Origin of the sequence: Pseudomonas sp. 2822-17 (genome assembly GCF_002742485.1) — a bacterium.
Lineage (GTDB): Bacteria > Pseudomonadota > Gammaproteobacteria > Pseudomonadales > Pseudomonadaceae > Aquipseudomonas > Aquipseudomonas cyclaminis.
The window spans coordinates 1-20,054 of the sequence record NZ_LJRZ01000812.1; the positions used below are offsets into that span (position 1 = coordinate 1).

Sequence of the window (20,054 nt, forward strand, 5' to 3'; positions counted from 1 at the left end):
GTAGTGAAACGATGCATCGCCGATGGTAGTGTGGGGTTTCCCCATGTGAGAGTAGGTCATCGTCAAGATTAAATTCCAGAACCCCTGTTTGCTAACGCAAACAGGGGTTTTGTTTTGGGCGCTGGGAAAAGGCTGAGGCGGTCATCTCGGCCACCTTCAGTGCTAAAGTCCATACCTCGATATTGTTTTTCCCAAGGAAGCCGTTATGCCGGGTGCGACGTCCCTCAGTGCTGGATTCATGGTAGTTCACGGCAACCGGCTGGACGAACTGCGCAGCCTGGTGGTGAGTTGGATGCGCCGTTACCCCCTGGCGCCCCTGGAAAACGAAATCGCCCTGGTACAAAGCAACGGTATTGCCCAGTGGCTCAAACTGGCCCTGGCTGAAGACCCGGAAGACGACGACATGGGCGGCTGCGGAATCGCCGCCGCCATCAATGTTCAGCTCCCTGGCAGCTTTATGTGGCAGCTCTATCGCATGGTCCTGGGACGTGACGAAATTCCTCCCAAGTCCCTGCTCGATAAAGCTCCGCTCACCTGGCGCCTGATGCGCATGCTCCCTGAACTCATCGGTCAACCGCACTTCGAGCCATTGCAGCGCTTTCTGACTAACGACACAGACCTGCGTAAACGCTACCAGCTATCGGAACGCCTGGCCGATCTGTTCGACCAATATCAGGTCTACCGTGCCGACTGGCTGGAAGACTGGGCCGCCGGCCGCCACCAATTGCGCAATGGTCGAGGGGAATCCAAGCCGCTCAATCCTGCCAATTGCTGGCAAGCCGAGCTATGGCGCGCGCTGCTCTTGGATGTCGGTGAAGAGGGCATGGCCGAAAGCCGCGCTGGCGTTCACCAGCGTTTCATCGAGCGTATCAATACCCTTGAAGAGGCGCCGAAGGGCTTGCCTTCGCGGGTGATTGTCTTCGGGATTTCTTCTTTGCCCGCTCAAGCACTCGAAGCATTGGCCGGCCTGGCCCGTTTCAGCCAAGTCTTGCTGTGCGTGCACAACCCTTGTCGGCACCATTGGTCCGACATCGTCGCCGACAAAGACCTACTGCGTAACGAATACAAACGCCAAGCGCGCAAAGCCGGCATGCCGGTCACCATCGACCCGCAGACCCTGCACCAGCACGCCCACCCGCTTCTCGCCGCCTGGGGCAAACAAGGCCGCGACTACATCAGCCTGTTGGACAGTTACGACGATCCCAACAGTTACCGCGCTGCCTTCCGTGATGGACGCATCGATCTGTTCAGCGACAGCGAACCCACCACGCTGCTCAACCAACTCCAGGACGATATCCTCGAACTGCGCCCACTCAGTGAGACTCGCGACCTGTGGCCCGCCGTCGACCTGGAGCGTGACGCCTCAATCCGCTTCCACATCGCCCACTGCGCCCAGCGCGAAGTAGAAATCCTCCACGACCAGTTGCTCCAACGTTTCAGCGCCGACTCCACGCTTCGCCCAAGGGACATCATCGTCATGGTCCCCGACGTTGACAGCTACGCGCCGCATATCCGTGCAGTATTCGGCCAGTTGGAAAGAAACGATCCACGTTTCATCCCCTTCACCCTCACCGACCAAGGCCAACGTGGCCGCGACCCTTTGCTGATCGCCGTCGAACACCTGTTAAAACTCCCCGACAGCCGCTTCCCCGTCAGCGAAGTTCTTGATCTGCTCGATGTCCCGGCCCTGCGCGAACGCTTTGCCATCAAGGAACGGGACCTACCTACCTTGCACCGCTGGATCGAAGGTGCTGGCATCCGTTGGGGTCTCAACGCCGAACAACGCGCTGGCCTCGGTTTGCCAAGCGAGTTGGAGCAGAACAGCTGGCGTTTCGGCCTTCGCCGTATGCTGCTGGGTTATGCCGTTGGCACCGGTGCTGCCTGCGAAGGCATCGAGCCTTACGACGAAATCGGTGGGCTCGATGCGGCCTTGATCGGCCCGCTAGTAGCGTTGCTCGACGCGCTCAGCGATGCCCACCAGGCCCTGTCACAACCAGCGGCTCCCCACGAATGGGGCGAACGTCTGCAACGCCTGATGCAACTGTTCTTTCTGCCCAGCAGTGAGCACGACGATTTCCTGTTGGGGCAGCTTGAGCAGCTCAGAGAAACCTGGCTGGAAACCTGCGAGTCAGTTGGCCTGCAGGACGAGTTACCGCTCACCGTAGTCCGCGAAGCCTGGCTCGCCGGCCTGGACCAAGGCCGTCTATCCCAGCGTTTCCTCGCCGGTGCTGTCAATTTTTGCACCTTGATGCCGATGCGTGCGATACCGTTCAAGCTGGTTTGCCTGCTCGGTATGAACGACGGCGATTACCCACGCGCCCAACCCCCGCTGGATTTCGACCTGATGGGCAGCGACTACCGTCCCGGCGATCGTTCGCGCCGCGAGGATGACCGTTATCTGCTCCTCGAAGCCCTCCTGTCGGCCCGCGACCAGCTCTACATCAGTTGGGTCGGCCGCAGCATCCGCGATAACAGCGAGCGCCCGGCCTCCGTCCTGATCGGCCAACTGCGCGACCATATCGCCAGCGGCTGGCATAACGCACAAGCAGAACAACCACTGCTCGAAGCGATGACCCAGGAGCACCCACTCCAACCCTTCAGCGCCCGCTACTTCCACGCGGGCGATCCACTGTTCAGCTACGCCCGCGAATGGCAGTTACTCCATGAAATGCAGGTCGCGACGCCTGAACAAGACGATCTGGCACAACACCATCAGGAAGAACCCCTGAGCCTCGGCCAGTTGCAAGATTTCCTACGCAACCCGGTCAAACACTTCTTCAGCCAGCGGCTGAAAGTATTCTTCGAGGCGGCCGAAGTACCCTTGGCCGATGAAGAACCCTTCGTCCTCGATGCGCTGCAACGCTACAGCCTCAGCGACAGCCTGTTGAATGCTGCGCTGTCCCAACCCGATCACCTCGACCTGGCCCTCAACGCCCAGGCCTTGCGTCTGCAGGGGAGTGGCCTGCTGCCCATGGTCGGGTTCGGCGAATGCTTGCGCAACGAACTGATCGAGCCCTTGCCCGGCCTGCTGCAACGCTACCAACAGTTGCTGGCCCTCTGGCCCACTCCGCACTCCGGCGCCGAACCGATCAGTTTTGAGCATCAAGGCATTGCGCTGGAAGGCTGGATCAGCGGCCTGCATCGACGCAGTGATGGCGGATTGCTGAGTGTCACCACCATCCCCAATAGCATCGGGTCGATCAAGACGCGCAAGTGGCATCGACTGATCCGTCCTTGGTTCAACCATGTCGTTTCGTGTGCCTGTGGCTTGCCGCTGAGCACCGGTTTGGTGGCCAGTGACGATACGTTGCTACTGGCGCCGCTGGATAAATCCGCCGCCCAGGAAATCCTCCGCAACCTGCTGGTGGCCTGGCACAGCGCAATGAGAAAACCGCTGCCGGTCGCCGTCAAAACTGCCTTCGCCTGGCTCAGCCAAACCGACCCGGCCAAAGCCCACGCCGCAGCGAGCAAAGCCTATGAAGGCGACGGCCTGACCACCGACGGCGAACGCCGCGAAACCCCGGCGCTCACCCGGCAATTCCCTGATTACGCTGCCTTGATTGCCAGCGAAGAATTCGAAGGCTGGTGCGAAACCCTGTATCGACCACTGATCAACGCCCCATGGCGATCACTCACAGGCGAGGAGGCCGGCGCATGAGCAGCAAACCCTTGGCCCTGGCCTTCCCGCTGCGCGGCAGCCAACTCATCGAAGCCAGCGCCGGCACCGGCAAGACCTTCACTATTTCCGCACTGTACCTGCGCCTGGTGCTAGGTCATGGTGGTGAGGAGTCCGGGTTCGGTCGCGAGTTGCTGCCACCGCAAATCCTCGTCGTCACCTTTACCGATGCCGCCACCAAAGAACTGCGCGAGCGTATCCGTATACGCCTGGCCGAAGCCGCACGCTTCTTCCGCGATGAGATTGAACAACCTGATGCGTTGATCGCCGACCTACGCGCGCAATACCTGCCCGAGCAATGGTCCGCCTGCGCCAACCGCCTGGACATCGCCGCTCAGTGGATGGACGAAGCGGCGGTTTCCACGATCCACAGTTGGTGCCAGCGCATGCTGCGCGAACACGCATTTGACAGTGGCAGCCTGTTCACCCAAACCCTGGAAACCGACCACAGCGACCTGCTTGGCGAAGTGCTGCGTGACTACTGGCGGCTGTTTTGTTACCCGATGCATGACGATGCGCTCAACTGGGTGCGCAACAATTGGGGCGGACCCGCAGCCTTGATGCCTCGGGTGCGCGCACTGTTTGGCAGCGAACGGCCTGCAGATGAAACCCGTGAGCCAGCGGAACTGATCAACGCCTGTCTGCAAGAGCGCCGAGAAGCCCTGATACAACTCAAGGCACCTTGGCAGCAATGGGCAGCAGAGCTGCGCGATATCTGCCTGCAAGCCGTGGCCGCCAAAGCCGTCGACGGCCGCAAGATGCAAGCGCGTTACTTTGAGCCCTGGTTCGAAAAAATCAGTGCCTGGGCTGCGGATGAAACCCTTGAGCAACTGGACATCGGCACCGGCTTCACCCGCCTGACCCCCGACGGTATGGCCGAAGCCTGGAAGGGCGGCCCGCCGCAGCACCCCGGCATCGAGGCCATGGCCGGCCTCAAAGCCGCTCTCGACGCCCTGCCAACCCCCGACGCCGCCGTGTTGCAACACGCCGCCGGCTGGGTGGGCAAACGCTTCGAAGAAGAAAAACGCCGTCGCGCCGAAATGGGTTTCGACGACATGCTGATCCGCCTCAACGCTGCCCTGCACGCAGAGGGCGGCGAGCGTCTGGCCAGCGTGATCCGCGAGCAATTCCCGGTGGCCCTGATCGACGAATTCCAGGACACCGACCCGGTGCAATACAGCATCTTCGACAGCATTTACCGCATCGAAGACAACCACCTCGATAGTGGCCTGTTCCTGATTGGCGACCCCAAGCAAGCGATCTATGCGTTCCGTGGCGCCGACATCTACACCTACCTGCGCGCCCGCCAGTCCACCACTGGGCGTCACCACACCCTGGGCACCAACTTCCGTTCCAGCCATGCGATGGTCGAGGCCGTGAACCATGTGTTCCAGCGCGCAGAAACGGGCCGGGGCGCGTTCCTGTTCCGCGAGCCGACAGGCGAAAACCCGGTGCCGTTCCACGCGGTGCTATCCCAAGGCCGTAAGGAAAAGCTGCAGGTCGATGGTCAAACATTGCCAGCGATGAACCTCTGGCACCTGCCCACCGACCAGCCTGTTTCCAATGCCGTGTACCGTCAGCAATTGGCCGCCGCGTGTGCCACGCGGATCGTCGAATTGCTCAACGGTGGCCAGCAGGGTACGGCCGGTTTCCTACAACCGGACGACAGCTTCCGCGGCGTACTGCCGTCAGACATTGCCATTCTGGTGCGCGACGGCAAGGAAGCCCAAGCCGTGCGGGCCGAGCTGGCCGACCGCGGTGTGCGCAGCGTGTACCTGTCCGACAAGGATTCAGTGTTCGCCGCCCAGGAGGCCCACGACCTGCTGGCGTGGCTCAAGGCCTGCGCCGAGCCGGACGTTGAGCGTCCACTGCGGGCCGCTCTGGCCTGTGTCACCCTGAACCTGTCACTGCCGGAACTGGAGCGTCTGAATCAGGACGAGCTGGCGTGGGAAGCCCGCGTGATGCAGTTCCGTGGCTACCGTATGATCTGGCGCACCCAAGGCGTGCTGCCGATGCTGCGCCGTCTGCTGCACGACTTCAAACTGCCGCAAGCCCTGATTGCCCGCAGCGACGGCGAACGGGTGCTGACCAACCTGCTGCACCTCAGCGAACTGCTGCAACAGGCCGCGTCCGAGCTGGACGGCGAACAAGCGCTGATCCGCCACTTGGCCGAACAGCTCGCGTTATCGGGCCAGGCCGGCGAAGAGCAGATCCTGCGCCTGGAAAGCGATGAGCAACTGGTCAAGGTCGTGACCATCCACAAGTCCAAGGGCCTGGAGTACGACCTGGTATTCCTGCCGTTCATCTGCTCGGCCAAGCCGGTGGACGGCAGTCGCCTGCCGCTGCATTACCACGACGAACACGGCAAGCCCCAAGTCAGCCTGCGCCCTACGCCTGAGTTGATCGCCCAGGCTGATGACGAGCGTCTGGCCGAAGATCTGCGTTTGTTCTACGTGGCCCTGACCCGCGCCAAACACGCCTGCTGGCTTGGCGTTGGCGACCTCAAGCGCGGCAACAGCAGCAACTCGGTATTGCACCTGTCAGCGCTGGGCTACCTGCTCGGCGCGGGTGCTGCGCTGGGTGAGTCAGCCGGCCTGGCGCGCTGGCTGCTGGACCTGCAGGAAGGCTGCCCGGCCATCCACTATGCACACGTGCCCGAGGCCCAAGACAGCGTGTTCCACCCGCCGCGCAACCAAGCGACTTTGCTTGCACCGCTGCTGCCCAGACGCAAGGCTGCCGAAAACTGGTGGATCGCGTCCTACAGCGCCTTGCGCATTGGTGAAAGCATGAGTGTCGCCAGCCTCGAAGCGCCCGAAAGCCCACAAGCGCAAAAGCTGTTTGATGACGAACGCCTCGACCCTGACGCGCCGCGTGAAGTGGCTGCGTCCGGCGGCGATATTCACCGTTTCCCACGCGGTCCCAACCCAGGGACCTTCCTTCACGGCCTGCTGGAGTGGGCAGGTGAAGAGGGCTTCACTGTGACGCCGGACGCCATCGAAAACGCCGTCGGCGCGCGCTGCAATCGCCGCAACTGGGAAGGCTGGATCATCACCCTCAGCGATTGGCTCGGCCACTTGCTGCACACGCCGCTGCCGGTGGACAACGCTCACGTCACCCTGAGCAGCCTGCAGCAGTACCAGATTGAAATGGAGTTCTGGTTCGCCAGCCATAAAGTCGATGTGCTCGCCCTCGACAAACTGGTGTGCCAGCACACCCATAACGGCGTCTCGCGCGTGGCTGCCGAACCGGTGCTGCTCAACGGCATGTTCAAAGGCTTTATCGACCTGACATTCGAACAAGACGGCCGCTACTACGTGGCTGACTACAAATCCAACTGGCTCGGCCCTGACGATTTGGCCTACACGCAAGCGGCCATGGAACAGTCGATCCTTGAGCATCGATACGACCTGCAATACGTCCTTTACCTACTGGCACTGCATCGCCAACTCAAGGCGCGTCTGCCGGGCTACGAGTACGACCGCCACGTCGGCGGCGCGCTGTATGTATTCCTGCGCGGCACCCAAGCCGTCAGCCGAGGCGCGTTTTTTACTCGGCCGCCGCGTGAGCTGATCGAAGGCCTGGACCTGTTGTTCCAGGGCAAGCCCATCCCGCCCAAGGTTGAGCCCGCCTGGGAACAAGGAGTGTTGTTATGAGCCTGTCGCCCTTACCGCTGGAGGCGCTGGAGCCTCTGGACCACGCCGCTGACCTGCTCCAGTTGCTGGACCGGTGGGTTGATCGTGGCTGGCTGCGGGCGTTGGACAAAGCCTTTGTCGGCTTCCTGCACGAACTCGACCCACACGCCGCCCCGTTGGTGTTGCTGGCGGCCGCCCTGACCAGCCACCAGCTGGGCCACGGCCATGTGTGTCTGGACCTGTTCGAAACCCTCAAGGCACCGGACTTTGCTTTGTCTCTGCCGCCCGAAGGCGACCTGCAAACCGGCGCCATGCTGCTACCGTCGCAGTTGCTGGACGGCCTCGATGGCGCCCACTGGTGCCATGCGCTGGCCGCCAGCCCGTTGGTCGCCCTGGCGTTGGATGGCAGCGAGTCGGCGCACAGTCGCCCCTTGGTGCTGTCGGGCAAACGCCTGTACCTGCGCCGTTACTGGACCTACGAACGGCGCATCGACACCGCTCTGCGCCTGCGCCTGGCGACCCAGGAAGCCGTCGCCGCCGACTTGCCCCAACGCTTGAACGGCCTGTTTGACCAGCCGGCGCCCGATGGCGTGATTGACTGGCAAAAACTTGCCTGCGCCTTGGCCACGCGCGGTGCTTTCAGCATCGTCACCGGCGGCCCCGGCACCGGCAAGACCACCACCGTGGTGCGCCTGCTCGCCCTGTTACAAGCACCCGCGGTGGAAACCGGCAGCCCGTTGCGTATCCGCTTGGCCGCGCCCACCGGTAAAGCTGCCGCGCGTTTGACCGAATCCATCAGCCAGCAAGTGCTGTCGCTGAAAGTGCCGGAAAACGTGAAGGAAAAGATCCCGACCCAGGTCACCACTGTTCACCGCTTGCTGGGCAGTCGCCCCGGCACCCGACACTTCCGCCATCACCTTGGCAACCCGTTGCCCCTGGATGTGCTGGTGGTGGACGAAGCCTCGATGATCGACCTGGAAATGATGGCCAACCTGCTGGACGCGTTACCGCCCCATGCGCGCCTAGTGCTGCTGGGCGACAAAGACCAACTCGCCTCGGTGGAGGCCGGCGCCGTACTCGGTGATTTGTGCCGCGAAGCCGAAGCCGGCTGGTACAGCCCCCAGACTCGCCAATGGTTGCAAGCCGTCAGCGGTGAAGACCTCGACGCCAGCGGCCTGCAAGAAGACCTCGACGGCAGCCATCCCCTGGCGCAGCAAGTGGTAATGCTGCGTTACTCGCGGCGTTTCGGCGAAGGTAGCGGCATCGGCCAACTGGCGCGCTGGGTCAATGAGCAAAACGCCGAAGAGGCCCGTAAGCTGCTGGCCGCTCGCAGTCACGGCGACCTGTTCTGTGTCAGCCTCAAAGGTGAGCACGACCATGCCCTGGAACGCCTGGTGCTGGATGGGCAGGGCGACGGCGCTGAGGGTTATCGCTATTACCTCAACCTGTTGCACAGCGCGCGTCCCACCCTCGATACCCCACGTGACAACCTCGCCTGGACCCACTGGGCGCAACAACTGCTGCAGGCCTTCGATGCGTTCCAACTGCTCTGCGCCGTGCGCAAAGGCCCTTGGGGCGTGGAAGGACTGAACCTGCGCATCACCGCAGCCTTGCGCAAAGTGCGGCTGATCGAGGGTGACGAACAATGGTACGAAGGCCGCCCGGTGCTGATGACGCGCAACGATTACGGCCTGGGGCTGATGAACGGCGACATCGGCATCGCCCTGAAGCTGCCCGAAAGTGACGGCGGCGACCCGGTGTTGCGCGTCGCTTTCCCACGTAACGACGGGCAAGGCGGCGTGCGATTTGTACTACCCAGCCGTTTGAATGATGTGGAAACCGTGTACGCCATGACCGTGCACAAATCCCAAGGCTCGGAATTCACCCACACCGCGCTGATCCTGCCGGACGCCTTGAACCCGGTGCTGACCAAGGAACTGATCTACACCGGCATCACCCGCGCCAAGCGCTGGTTCAGCCTGATCGAACCCCGTGGCGGAGTGTTTGAAGAGGCCGTGCGACGCAAGGTCAAGCGCTTGAGTGGGCTGATGCTGGAGTTGGGTCAGGAGTCAGAAATTTCTGATGCTGTGCTATCGTTGCGGCATCACTCCGAAAACACCTGAGAGTATCGCTGCATGAACGTGGCCGTCTCGCCCACAGAGCGAAGTTTGAGCTGGAGACGCCTGCTGCTTGTGGCGGTTTTGTGGCTGCTGGCGCCCCGCGTGTTTGCTGAGGCCCCAGGCCCGGCTGTCCAACGCGCCCAGGCGGTCACCCAAGTGGTCCTCGGCATCCTCAGCTATGCCCGCTGGCCCGTGGAGCCTGCACAACTGCGCCTGTGCATCGTCGGCCCCACCCAATACACCGACGACCTGATCAAAGGCACCACCCAGGCCACCGGCCGTCCGGTGGTGGTGCGCCGCCTGTTGGCCGACCATCCCGACATCGTCAGCGCCTGCGACGCCGTGTACATCGGCAAACTCAGCACGGATGAACGCAGCCGCCTGTTTGCCTCGTTGATCGGTCACCCGGTGCTCAGCATCAGCGAAGGCGGCGACCAGTGCACCGTCGGCAGCCTGTTCTGCCTGCGGGTGGGCGATGAGCAAGTGTCGTTCGAGGTCAACCTCGACTCGGTGGCACGCAGCGGCGTGCGTATTCACCCCAGTGTGCTGCAACTGTCCCGTCGCCGGGCGCCGGCCTCATGACAGCCGTGATTGTGCGCCCAACCCTGCGCTCGGTCATTGGCCGAGGGCACCTGATCCTGGCGCTGGTTGCCGTGACCCTGGCCAGCGTGTCCCTGACCCTGCTTGGCGTGTTGGCGCTGCGGGTCTACGCCGAACACAACCTGCACCTGATCGCACGTTCCATCAATTACACCGTCGAAGCGGCGGTAGTGTTCAACGACCGCGCGGCGGCCACCGAGGCGCTTAGCCTGATTGCTTCTACGGAAGAAGTGGCCCAGGCCGATGTGTTCGATGCCAGCGGCAGGCTGCTGGCGCATTGGGAGCGCCCCGAAACCGGCATGCTTTCGCGGGTTGAACTGGCGCTGGCGCATACCCTGCTTGAACAGCCCATCAGCCAGCCGATCCTGCACCAGGGCCGTACCATCGGCAGCATCCACTTGACCGGCCACGGTGGCAGTTTGCTGCGCTTCCTGCTCAGCGGGCTGGCGGGCATCCTGATCTGTACCGTCCTCAGCGCCTGGGTTGCCCTGCACCTGGCGCGCCGGCTGCTGAAGGGCATCACCGGGCCGCTGCAAAGCCTCGCCGCCGTGGCCCACGCTGCGCGCAGCGAACGCGACTTCGACCGTCGCGTGCCACCGGCGCGCATCGCCGAACTCGACAGCCTGGGCAGCGACTTCAATGCCTTGCTCGGCGAGATGGAAGCCTGGCAAAGCCACCTGCAAAGCGAAAACGAAACCCTCGCCCACCAGGCCAACCACGACAGCCTCACCGGCCTGCCCAACCGGGCGTTCTTCGAAGGCCGGCTGATCCGCGCACTGCGCAGCGCTGCCAAGATCAACGAACGGGTCGCCGTGTTGTTCCTCGACAGTGACCGCTTCAAAGACATCAACGACAACTTCGGCCATGCCGCCGGCGACGCCGTGCTGGTGGCCGTCGCCGACCGCGTGCGTGCACAACTGCGTGACGATGACCTGGTGGCGCGCCTGGGCGGTGATGAGTTCGCCATCCTGCTGGCGCCGCTGCACAAAGTGGAGGATGCCCAGCGCATCGCCGACAAGATCATCGCCAGCATGGACCTGCCGATTGCCGTGCCCGGCAATACTCACGTATCGACCTCCCTCAGCATCGGCATCGCCATTTATCCCGATCATGGTGTCACTCCCGGCACCTTGCTCAATGCCGCTGACGCGGCGATGTACCAGGCCAAACGGTTTTCTCAGGGTGGCCAGCAAACGGCAGAGTCGGAGCACTCTACCGTCAACACTCAACACAGGAGTTGATCCCTTGTTCTCGACCGCGCGCGTTTTATTCATCTCATTGCTGGTGGCTTTCCTTGCCCTCGGCGGTTGCCAGACCGCCCCACCCAAAGGCCTGACCCCGGCGCAGGTCGCGGTCCTTAAACAGCAAGGCTTCGAACTCACCGACGAAGGCTGGGCATTCGGCCTGTCGGGCAAAGTACTGTTCGGCAGCGACGTCGAAACCCTCAACCAGCCCAGCACTGACATCGTCCAACGCATCGGCAAAGCCCTGCTGGGCGTGGGCATCGAACGCGTGCGCGTCGACGGCCACACCGATGCATCGGGCAAGGAAATCTACAACCAACAACTTTCCTTGCGCCGCGCCAAAAGCGTGGCCACGGTGCTGCAAGGCGTGGGCATGAAAGAAGAAAACATTCAACTGCGCGGGTTGGGCAGCGCCGAGCCCGTGGCGTCCAACACCACGGCGGCGGGGCGTACGGAGAATCGTCGGGTATCGATTGTGGTCATCGCGGACTGAGTCGCCTCACCCCTCTCAACTTGAAATGCAATCAAAGTGTGGGAGGGGGCTTGCCCCCGATAGCAGTGTGTCAGCCTGTACATTTGATCTGACACTCCGCTATCGGGGGCAAGCCCTAATGCCGGTCAGTTAAGAGATAAAAGGGCAAAAAGTAACCTGTGGCGAGGGAGCTTGCTCCCGTTGGACTGCGCAGCAGTCCCATTTTTGGGGCCGCTTCGCGGCCCAGCGGGAGCAAGCTCCCTCGCCACAGGTACGGTGTTCGCCCTTAACTGACTGGCATTAGGGCAAGCCCCCTCCCACATTTAACTGCGGGGCGTCATCGCCTGGCTCAAGTCATCCACCACCGCCTTGCTCATCTCACACAGATAATGCGCAGCCCACGCATAGTGTTCGCCGCGCACGTCCATGGCGGCATCCATTGCGAGTTTCTTGGAGTAGAACAGCAGGGTGGAGGCATGTTCCAGCGCTTCGCCGATGGGCATGCCGGCGTTGACGCGGAATAGGGGTTTTTGGTTTTCGCTGTAGTCGCCGAAGGTGACGACGCCGACGGTGATGATGGAGGAAAGCGGTGGATCGGGGACGATTTTAGTCATGATGTCTACCTGGGAGTTTTAGGAACCACCCACTCATGTCGCTAAACATGAAGGGGTGGCAGCTGTACGCAGGTTAGCGAACCGGACCCAGGACCCGGCAGACCCGAAGGTCTCCCACGCACAGCCGCCATAACACGAAAACGACGAGCAGGAAGCTGCTGTCGTTGGAGGCTGTGTCCGGGTTCGGGTCGCTAAACCCGTTCGCTGTTTTTTCAGCGAAGTCCGGAGGCTAGTCACTCGAACCCTAAGGCGCAATAGGCCGGAGATTCTCTAGGAAACGTCCTGCAATTTAAAGGGAATCGTCGTTACTGGCCCTTTAATCCGCAAACCTGATCTCCCGCGTCTCCCCCATCAACAACCCCTGGTTCTGCTCCGTCACTTCCCGGATGTAGTCCCACAACAACGTAATCCGTTTCAGCTTGCGCAAGTCTTCCCGGCAATACATCCAGAACTGCCGCGTAATCGCAATCTGCTCCCCCAGCACCGGCAACAACCGTGGATCCTGCGCCGCCAAAAAGCACGGCAATATCGCCATCGACCGGCCTTGCTGCGCCGCGACGTACTGCGCAATCACGCTGGTACTGCGCAAGCTCGCGCTGGCGCCGGGCACTACGTTCGCGAGGTACAGCAGCTCCGAGCTGAACGCCAGGTCATCCACATAGCTGATAAACGGATGCTCGGCCAAATCCGCCGGTTTGCGGATGGGCGGGTGTTGGTCGAGGTAGTCCTGGGTCGCGTACAGCTGCAATTTGTAGTCGCACAGTTTGCAGCACACATACGGCCCATGTTCCGGGCGTTCCAGGGCGATGACGATGTCGGCTTCGCGCTTGGACAGGCTGATGAAGTGGGGCAGGGGCAGGATGTCGACCGAGATGGCCGGGTAGGTGTCGACGAAATGACTCAACTGCGGGGTCACGAAGAAGCTGCCAAAGCCTTCGGTGCAGCCCATGCGCACGTGACCGGACAGCGCCACGCCTGAGCCGGAGACTTGCTCGCAGGCCATGTGCAAGGTGCTTTCGATGGACTCGGCGTAACCCAGCAGGCGCTGGCCTTCTGGAGTGAGCACGAAGCCGTTGGTCCGGGATTTTTCGAACAGCAACGTGCCGAGGGACACTTCCAATGAACTGATGCGCCGCGACACGGTGGTGTAGTCCACCGCCAGGCGTTTGGCGGCGACGCTGGCCTTGCGGGTGCGGGCCACTTCGAGGAAAAACTTCAGGTCGTCCCAGTTCAGGGAGCCCAATGATGTGATGTTTTTTTGCATATTGGACCGGCTTTTATGTGCGTTCTTATTAGAGATTTGCACATCTATACTCCAAAAACAGTCCGAACGCCTCATTCTTCAAGGCGATCCACGCGCCTTGTCTCTGTATATAAATATAAGAGTTGGAGACCACATGAACGCATCTGCCGATATTTCCGTTAAACAGGTCAAGTTGCTGATCAATGGCGAGTGGGTCGAGTCCAAGACCTCCCAATGGCAAGACATCGTCAACCCGGCCACCCAAGAGGTGCTGGCCAAAGTCCCGTTCGCCACGGCCGATGAAGTCAACGCCGCCATCGACGCCGCCCATCGCGCCTTCCAGACCTGGAAGCTGACGCCGATCGGCGCACGCATGCGCATCATGCTCAAGCTGCAAGCCCTCATTCGTGAACATTCCAAGCGCATCGCCGTAGTCCTCAGCGCCGAGCAGGGCAAGACCATTGCCGATGCCGAGGGCGATATTTTCCGTGGCCTGGAAGTGGTCGAGCATGCGTGCTCCATCGGTACTTTGCAGATGGGCGAATTCGCTGAAAACGTCGCGGGCGGCGTCGACACCTACACCCTGCGCCAACCCATCGGCGTATGCGCCGGTATTACCCCCTTCAACTTCCCGGCGATGATCCCACTGTGGATGTTCCCGATGGCCATCGCCTGCGGTAACACCTTCGTACTCAAGCCTTCCGAGCAAGACCCGCTGTCGACCCTGTTGCTGGTAGAACTGGCGCTGGAAGCCGGTGTGCCGCCAGGGGTGCTCAACGTGGTGCACGGCGGCAAGGATGTAGTGGATGCACTGTGCACCCATAAAGACATCAAGGCCGTGTCCTTTGTGGGTTCCACCGCCGTCGGCACGCATGTCTACGACTTGGCCGGCAAGCACGGCAAGCGCGTGCAATCGATGATGGGCGCCAAGAACCACGCCGTGGTGCTGCCGGATGCCAACCGCGAACATACCCTCAATGCTTTGGTCGGTGCCGGTTTCGGCGCAGCGGGCCAGCGTTGCATGGCCACCTCGGTGGTGGTGCTGGTGGGAGCGGCCAAACAGTGGCTGCCGGACCTCAAGGCGCTGGCGCTGAAACTCAAGGTCAATGCCGGCAGTGAAGCCGGGACTGATGTAGGCCCGGTGATTTCCAAGCGTGCCAAGGCCCGCATCCTGGAGTTGATCGAAAGCGGCGTGAAAGAAGGCGCCAAGTTGGAGCTGGACGGCCGTGACATCCAGGTGCCGGGCTTCGAGCAAGGCAACTTTGTCGGCCCGACCCTGTTCTCCGGTGTGACCACCGATATGCAGATCTACACCCAGGAAATCTTCGGCCCGGTGCTGGTGGTGCTGGAAGTCGACACCCTCGACCAGGCCATCGCGCTGGTTAACGCCAACCCGTTCGGCAACGGGACAGGCCTGTTCACCCAAAGCGGTGCAGCGGCGCGTAAGTTCCAGAGTGAAATCGATGTAGGCCAAGTCGGCATCAACATCCCGATCCCAGTGCCGGTACCGTTCTTCAGCTTCACTGGCTCCCGTGGCTCCAAACTTGGCGACCTCGGTCCGTACGGCAAGCAAGTGGTGCAGTTCTATACCCAGACCAAAACCGTCACCAGCCGCTGGTTCGATGACGACACGGTCAACGATGGCGTGAACACCACCATCAACCTGCGCTGATTCCGGGAGACGACCATGAAGATTGCATTTATCGGCCTGGGCAACATGGGCGCGCCCATGGCCCGCAACCTGATCAAGGCTGGCCACGCGCTGAATCTGTTCGACCTGAACCAGACGGTACTCAAGGAACTCGCCGAGCTGGGCGGCAGCATCAGCGACTCGCCGCGTGATGCGGCCCAAGGCGCTGAACTGGTGATTACCATGCTACCCGCTGCCGCCCATGTGCGCAGCGTGTGGCTGAATGAAGACGGTGTATTAGCCGGGATCGGCAATGGCGTACCTGCCGTGGATTGCAGCACCATCGACCCGCAGACCGCCCGCGATGTGGCGGCGGCGGCGGCCAGGCAAGGCGTGGTGATGGCAGACGCGCCGGTTTCCGGTGGCACCGGTGGTGCACAAGCGGGGACCTTGACGTTCATGGTTGGCGCCACCCCGGAACTGTTCGCCACCCTGCAACCGGTGCTGGCGCAGATGGGGCGCAACATTGTGCACTGTGGCGCTGTGGGCACCGGGCAAATCGCCAAAATCTGCAACAACCTGCTGCTGGGCATCAGCATGGTCGGCGTCAGCGAAGCCATGGCGCTGGGCGATGCGCTGGGCATCGACACCCAAGTGCTGGCCGGGATCATCAACAGCTCCACCGGGCGCTGCTGGAGTTCGGACACCTACAACCCATGGCCGGGCGTGATTGAAACCGCGCCGTCATCCCGGGGTTATACCGGCGGGTTTGGTGCCGACCTGATGCTCAAGGATTTGGGCCTGGCTACCGAGGCGGCACGTCAGGCGAAACAGCCGGTGATCCTGGGGGCTGTGGCCCAGCAGTTGTACCAATCGATGAGCCAGCGTGGGGAGGGGGGCAAGGACTTCTCGGCGATCATCAACAGCTATCGCAAGCCCAAGTAAGGGCATTCGGGGGCGAGCATTGTGGTGAGCGGGCTTGCCCAGCGCGGGGCAAATCCGCTCACCGCACAAAGCGAGTGCACCGCTGATAAGTGGCTTACCCCAACCAATCGGTGCACCGCAAATCAGGCAAACACAAAATACTTACGCACTGTCTCAACCACTTCCCACGTCCCCTTCATCCCCGGCTCTACCACGAAGATATCCCCAGCCCGCAAATGGATCGGCTCCATCCCTTCAGGGGTGATGATGCAGTAGCCTTCCTGGAAGTGGCAGTATTCCCATTTCACGTAGTCCACGTACCACTTGCCTGGGGTGCAGATCCAGGTGCCCATGATCTTGCTGCCGTCTTCGCTGGTGTAGGCGTTGAGGTTGACGGTGTGCGGGTCGCCTTCCAGTTTCTCCCATTTGCAGGCATCCAGGACCGGCAGGGGATGGGTGTCGCGCAGTACGGTGATGGGCTTGGACATGATGGCTCCGAGGCAGGGAATGGAAAGATGCACCCTAAGGCCTTGAGCGTTCTGCCAGTGGTCTGAACTCGACATCGGGATGCCCAGAAGCGCAGGTGAATACGGTTCTGCTGGTACAGCGAGGTCAATCATTAATCCCTGGTGGCAGCTCCACTGTGGCCAGGCGACACTTCTGAGCGTAAAGAGGCGATTTCCTCGCAGTAAGTGCGAAAGATTTCCCGCCTCGCGCCAGAATTCGCAAGAAAATTCACAGCTGGCCCTCGTATCATTCACTTCAGTAACCGCCGAGAGCCTTCAAATGAACCCAATAAAAACGTGGTGGGACATCAGCCCACCCTTGAGTACGGCGACCCCGACCTGGCCGGGTGATACGCCGTTCCAGGAAGAGCGCGTCTGGCAGTTTGGCCCGGAGTGCCCGGTGAATGTGGGGCGCATTACCTTGTCGCCGCACACCGGCGCCCACGTGGACGCACCGCTGCACTACAGCGCAGACGGCGCGCCAATCGGCGAGGTGTCGTTGGACGTGTATATGGGCCCATGCCGGGTGCTGCATTGCCTCGCCAGCGGCGCGCTGGTGCAACCGCATCAACTGGAAGGCCGTGTGGATAACCTGCCGGAGCGGGTGTTGCTGCGCACTTATCCACAAGCGCCACTGACTGAGTGGGACTCGGACTTCACCGCCATCGCGCCGCAGACCATTGAGCTGCTCGCCAGCCTGGGCGTGCGCTTGATCGGTATCGACACGCCCTCGCTGGACCCGCAACAGTCCAAGACCATGGATTCCCATAACGCCGTAGCCCGGCATGGCATGGCGATTCTCGAAGGCATCGTGCTCGATGACGTACCGGAGGGCGACTATGAACTGATCGCCCTGCCGCTACGCTTTGCCAACCTGGACGCCAGCCCGGTCCGCGCCATTCTCCGTCCGCTCAAGGAGCCCACGCGATGAGCCAATGTCCCTTTTCTGCTGATTACCAACCGCCGGAAGAATGGCATAACGCCGAACTGAATTTTTCCGAGTCCATGAGCTACGGCGATTACCTGGACCTGGGCAAAGTCCTCAGCGCCCAGCACCCGCTGTCGCCAGACCACAACGAAATGCTCTTCATCATCCAGCACCAGACCTCTGAATTGTGGATGAAACTGATGCTCCACGAACTCAAGGCCGCCCGCGAACATGTGCGCCTGGGCGAGTTGCCGCCGGCGTTCAAGATGCTGGCGCGGGTGTCGCGGATCTTTGACCAACTGGTTCATGCGTGGGCCGTGCTGGCGACCATGACCCCGTCGGAATACAAGGCGATCCGCCCGTTCCTGGGGCAATCGTCCGGGTTCCAGTCGTTCCAGTACCGTGAGATCGAATTTATCCTCGGCAATAAAAGCGCGGCGCTGTTGCGGCCCCATGCCCATCGGCCGGAGCTGTTGAACGAGTTGAAAGTGGCGATTGCCACGCCGTCGCTGTATGACGAAGCGATCAACCTGATGATCAAGGCGGGCCTGGCGATTGATCCGAAACGTGCCGAGCGTGACCCGACCGCAGCGACCGTGCACGACGAGTCGGTGGAGGCGGCGTGGCGCGAGGTGTATCGCGATCCGAACCGGTATTGGGACTTGTATCAGTTGGCCGAGAAGTTCATTGACCTGGAAGACTCGTTCCGCCAGTGGCGCTTCCGCCATGTGACCACGGTTGAGCGCATCATCGGCTTCCAGCCGGGCACCGGCGGCACGGAAGGGGTGGGGTATTTGCGCAAGATGCTCGACACCGTGCTGTTCCCAGAGCTCTGGCGAGTACGTTCCACGCTCTAAACAAAAAGCCCCGGATTACCGGGGCTTTTTCATTTGGAATGCATTCAAAACTGTGGGAGCTGGCTTGCCTGCGATGGCATCACTTGGGTCTCACTGTAAACCGAGTCGTCTGCATCGCGGGCAAGCCCGGCTCCCACACAAGCCGGGCTCCCACAGGAATCACTGTGCGTTCACTACCGCGTTGCTTTTGCGAACCCGCATCCGATAGGCAATGTAGATAATCCCCACCCACACCGGCATCGCATACACCGACTCGCGAATCCCCGGGATCGCCAGCATCACGCTGATGATCATCAGCATGAACGCCAGGCACAGGTAGTTGCTGAACGGGAACCAGAAGGTCTTGAACGATGGCGTCACGCCTTGCTCACCCATGGCCTTGCGGAACTTGATGTGAGTGATGCTGATCAGCGCCCAGTTGATCATCAGCGACGCAACCACCAGCGCAAACAGCAACTCCAGGGCACTTTGCGGCGCCACGTAGTTGACCACCACGCACAGCATCGTCACCAACGCCGAAATCGCCAGGGCTCGCAGTGGCACGCCTTGCTTGTTGAGCTTCATCAGCGCCTTGGGCGCATCGCCTTGTTCGGCCAGGCCAAACAACATGCGGCTATTGCAGTACACGCCGCTGTTGTACACCGACAGCGCCGCCGTCAGCACCACGAAGTTGAGGATGTGCGCAGCGGTGTCGTTACCGATCAGCGAGAAGATCTGCACAAACGGGCTGCCGCTGTACGCGTCGCCCGACGCGCCGAGGGTTTGCAGCAGTTGGTCCCATGGGTACAGCGACAGCAGTACGGTCAGGGCGCCGACGTAGAAAATCAGGATCCGGTAGACCACCTGGTTGATCGCCTTGGGGATCACCTTGCGCGGTTCGCTGGCTTCGGCGGCGGTGATGCCTACCAACTCCAGGCCACCGAACGAGAACATGATGAACGCCATCGACATCAACAGCCCCATGCCGCCATTCGGGAAGAACCCGCCGTGGCTCCACAGGTTGCTGACGGATGCTTGCGGGCCGCCGGTGCCGCTGAACAGCAGGTAGCAGCCGAGCACGATCATGCCGACAATCGCCACCACTTTGATGATTGCGAACCAGAACTCGGTTTCACCGAAGAACTTCACGTTCAGGGTGTTGATCAGGTTCACCGCGACAAAGAACACCAGCGCGCTGACCCAGGTCGGGATCTCCGGCCACCAGAACTGGATGTACTTGCCCACGGCCGTCAGTTCGGCCATGCCCACCAGCACGTAGAGCACCCAGTAGTTCCAGCCGGCGAGGAAGCCCGCGTAACCGCCCCAGTATTTGTGTGCGAAGTGGCTGAAGGAGCCGGCCACCGGTTCTTCGACGATCATCTCGCCGAGCTGGCGCATGATCAGGAACGCAATGAAACCTGCAATCGCGTAGCCCAGGATCATCGACGGGCCCGCCGACTTGAGTACCCCGGCCGAGCCGAGGAACAATCCCGTGCCAATCGCCCCTCCCAAGGCGATCAGCTGAATATGCCGGTTCTTCAGGCCACGCTTGAGGCCTACCGGGTTAACCATGTCATCCGCCATTAACGTTCCCTTCTACTTGTTTTTCTTGGGGTTGATTGCACGCCG

Annotated in this window: 14 protein-coding genes; 10 read left to right on the plus strand and 4 right to left on the minus strand. The window is 61.6% G+C overall.

Going from position 1 to position 20,054, the window contains the following annotated elements:
* Positions 1–205 precede the first annotated feature (205 nt).
* Genes recC through AOA60_RS28890 form a run of 6 tightly spaced genes read left to right on the plus strand, consistent with a single transcriptional unit; the run spans position 206 to position 11,765 of the window.
* Positions 206–3,658 (plus strand): exodeoxyribonuclease V subunit gamma, encoded by a 3,453-nt coding sequence (gene recC, locus AOA60_RS28865; protein WP_099587218.1) that lies wholly within the window; start codon positions 206–208, stop codon positions 3,656–3,658.
* Positions 3,655–7,329 carry an exodeoxyribonuclease V subunit beta gene (recB, locus tag AOA60_RS28870; protein ID WP_099587219.1) on the plus strand — a complete coding sequence of 1,225 codons (3,675 nt, stop codon included), beginning with the start codon at positions 3,655–3,657 and terminating at the stop codon, positions 7,327–7,329. The genes recC and recB overlap by 4 nt, the downstream gene beginning before the upstream one ends.
* Positions 7,326–9,431 (plus strand): exodeoxyribonuclease V subunit alpha, encoded by a 2,106-nt coding sequence (gene recD / locus AOA60_RS28875; protein ID WP_099587220.1) that lies wholly within the window; start codon positions 7,326–7,328, stop codon positions 9,429–9,431. Before recB ends, recD begins: the two co-directional genes overlap by 4 nt.
* Positions 9,432–9,443: 12 nt before the next feature.
* Complete coding sequence (locus tag AOA60_RS28880; RefSeq protein ID WP_099587221.1) at positions 9,444–10,010, plus strand: YfiR family protein; 567 nt, start codon at positions 9,444–9,446, stop codon at positions 10,008–10,010.
* A complete protein-coding gene (locus tag AOA60_RS28885; protein WP_099587222.1) occupies positions 10,007–11,269 on the plus strand; it encodes a diguanylate cyclase in 1,263 nt (420 codons plus the stop codon). The genes AOA60_RS28880 and AOA60_RS28885 overlap by 4 nt, the downstream gene beginning before the upstream one ends.
* 4 nt (positions 11,270–11,273) lie before the next feature.
* Positions 11,274–11,765, plus strand: coding sequence for an OmpA family protein (locus AOA60_RS28890; protein ID WP_099587223.1), 492 nt, complete (start codon positions 11,274–11,276; stop codon positions 11,763–11,765).
* Between the two features lie 302 nt (positions 11,766–12,067).
* Here the strand turns inward: AOA60_RS28890 and AOA60_RS28895 are convergent, their stop codons facing one another.
* Together AOA60_RS28895 and AOA60_RS28905 are read right to left on the minus strand one after the other, a co-directional pair.
* Positions 12,068–12,358, minus strand: a complete 291-nt coding sequence (locus tag AOA60_RS28895) for a DUF3077 domain-containing protein (protein WP_099587224.1) — start codon at positions 12,356–12,358, stop codon at positions 12,068–12,070.
* A gap of 316 nt (positions 12,359–12,674) precedes the next feature.
* Complete coding sequence (locus tag AOA60_RS28905; protein WP_099587226.1) at positions 12,675–13,622, minus strand: LysR family transcriptional regulator; 948 nt, start codon at positions 13,620–13,622, stop codon at positions 12,675–12,677.
* 133 nt (positions 13,623–13,755) lie between these two features.
* Between AOA60_RS28905 and AOA60_RS28910 the strand changes: the two genes are divergently transcribed.
* Positions 13,756–15,273: a CoA-acylating methylmalonate-semialdehyde dehydrogenase gene (locus AOA60_RS28910; protein WP_099587227.1), complete on the plus strand. Its 1,518-nt coding sequence runs from the start codon at positions 13,756–13,758 to the stop codon at positions 15,271–15,273.
* A gap of 15 nt (positions 15,274–15,288) precedes the next feature.
* Positions 15,289–16,176: a 3-hydroxyisobutyrate dehydrogenase gene (mmsB, locus tag AOA60_RS28915; protein ID WP_099587228.1), complete on the plus strand. Its 888-nt coding sequence runs from the start codon at positions 15,289–15,291 to the stop codon at positions 16,174–16,176.
* 122 nt (positions 16,177–16,298) lie between these two features.
* Here the strand turns inward: mmsB and AOA60_RS28920 are convergent, their stop codons facing one another.
* The gene (locus AOA60_RS28920) at positions 16,299–16,643 is read right to left on the minus strand and encodes a cupin domain-containing protein (protein ID WP_015885872.1); all 345 of its coding nucleotides are present in this window, start codon (positions 16,641–16,643) and stop codon (positions 16,299–16,301) included.
* Between the two features lie 298 nt (positions 16,644–16,941).
* Between AOA60_RS28920 and kynB the strand changes: the two genes are divergently transcribed.
* Positions 16,942–17,592, plus strand: a complete 651-nt coding sequence (gene kynB / locus AOA60_RS28925) for an arylformamidase (protein WP_099587229.1) — start codon at positions 16,942–16,944, stop codon at positions 17,590–17,592.
* Positions 17,589–18,446, plus strand: coding sequence for a tryptophan 2,3-dioxygenase (kynA, locus tag AOA60_RS28930; protein WP_015885870.1), 858 nt, complete (start codon positions 17,589–17,591; stop codon positions 18,444–18,446). The genes kynB and kynA overlap by 4 nt, the downstream gene beginning before the upstream one ends.
* Positions 18,447–18,605: 159 nt before the next feature.
* Here kynA and AOA60_RS28935 read toward each other — a convergent pair whose 3' ends face one another.
* Positions 18,606–20,009, minus strand: coding sequence for an amino acid permease (locus AOA60_RS28935; RefSeq protein WP_099587230.1), 1,404 nt, complete (start codon positions 20,007–20,009; stop codon positions 18,606–18,608).
* Positions 20,010–20,054 lie beyond the last annotated feature (45 nt).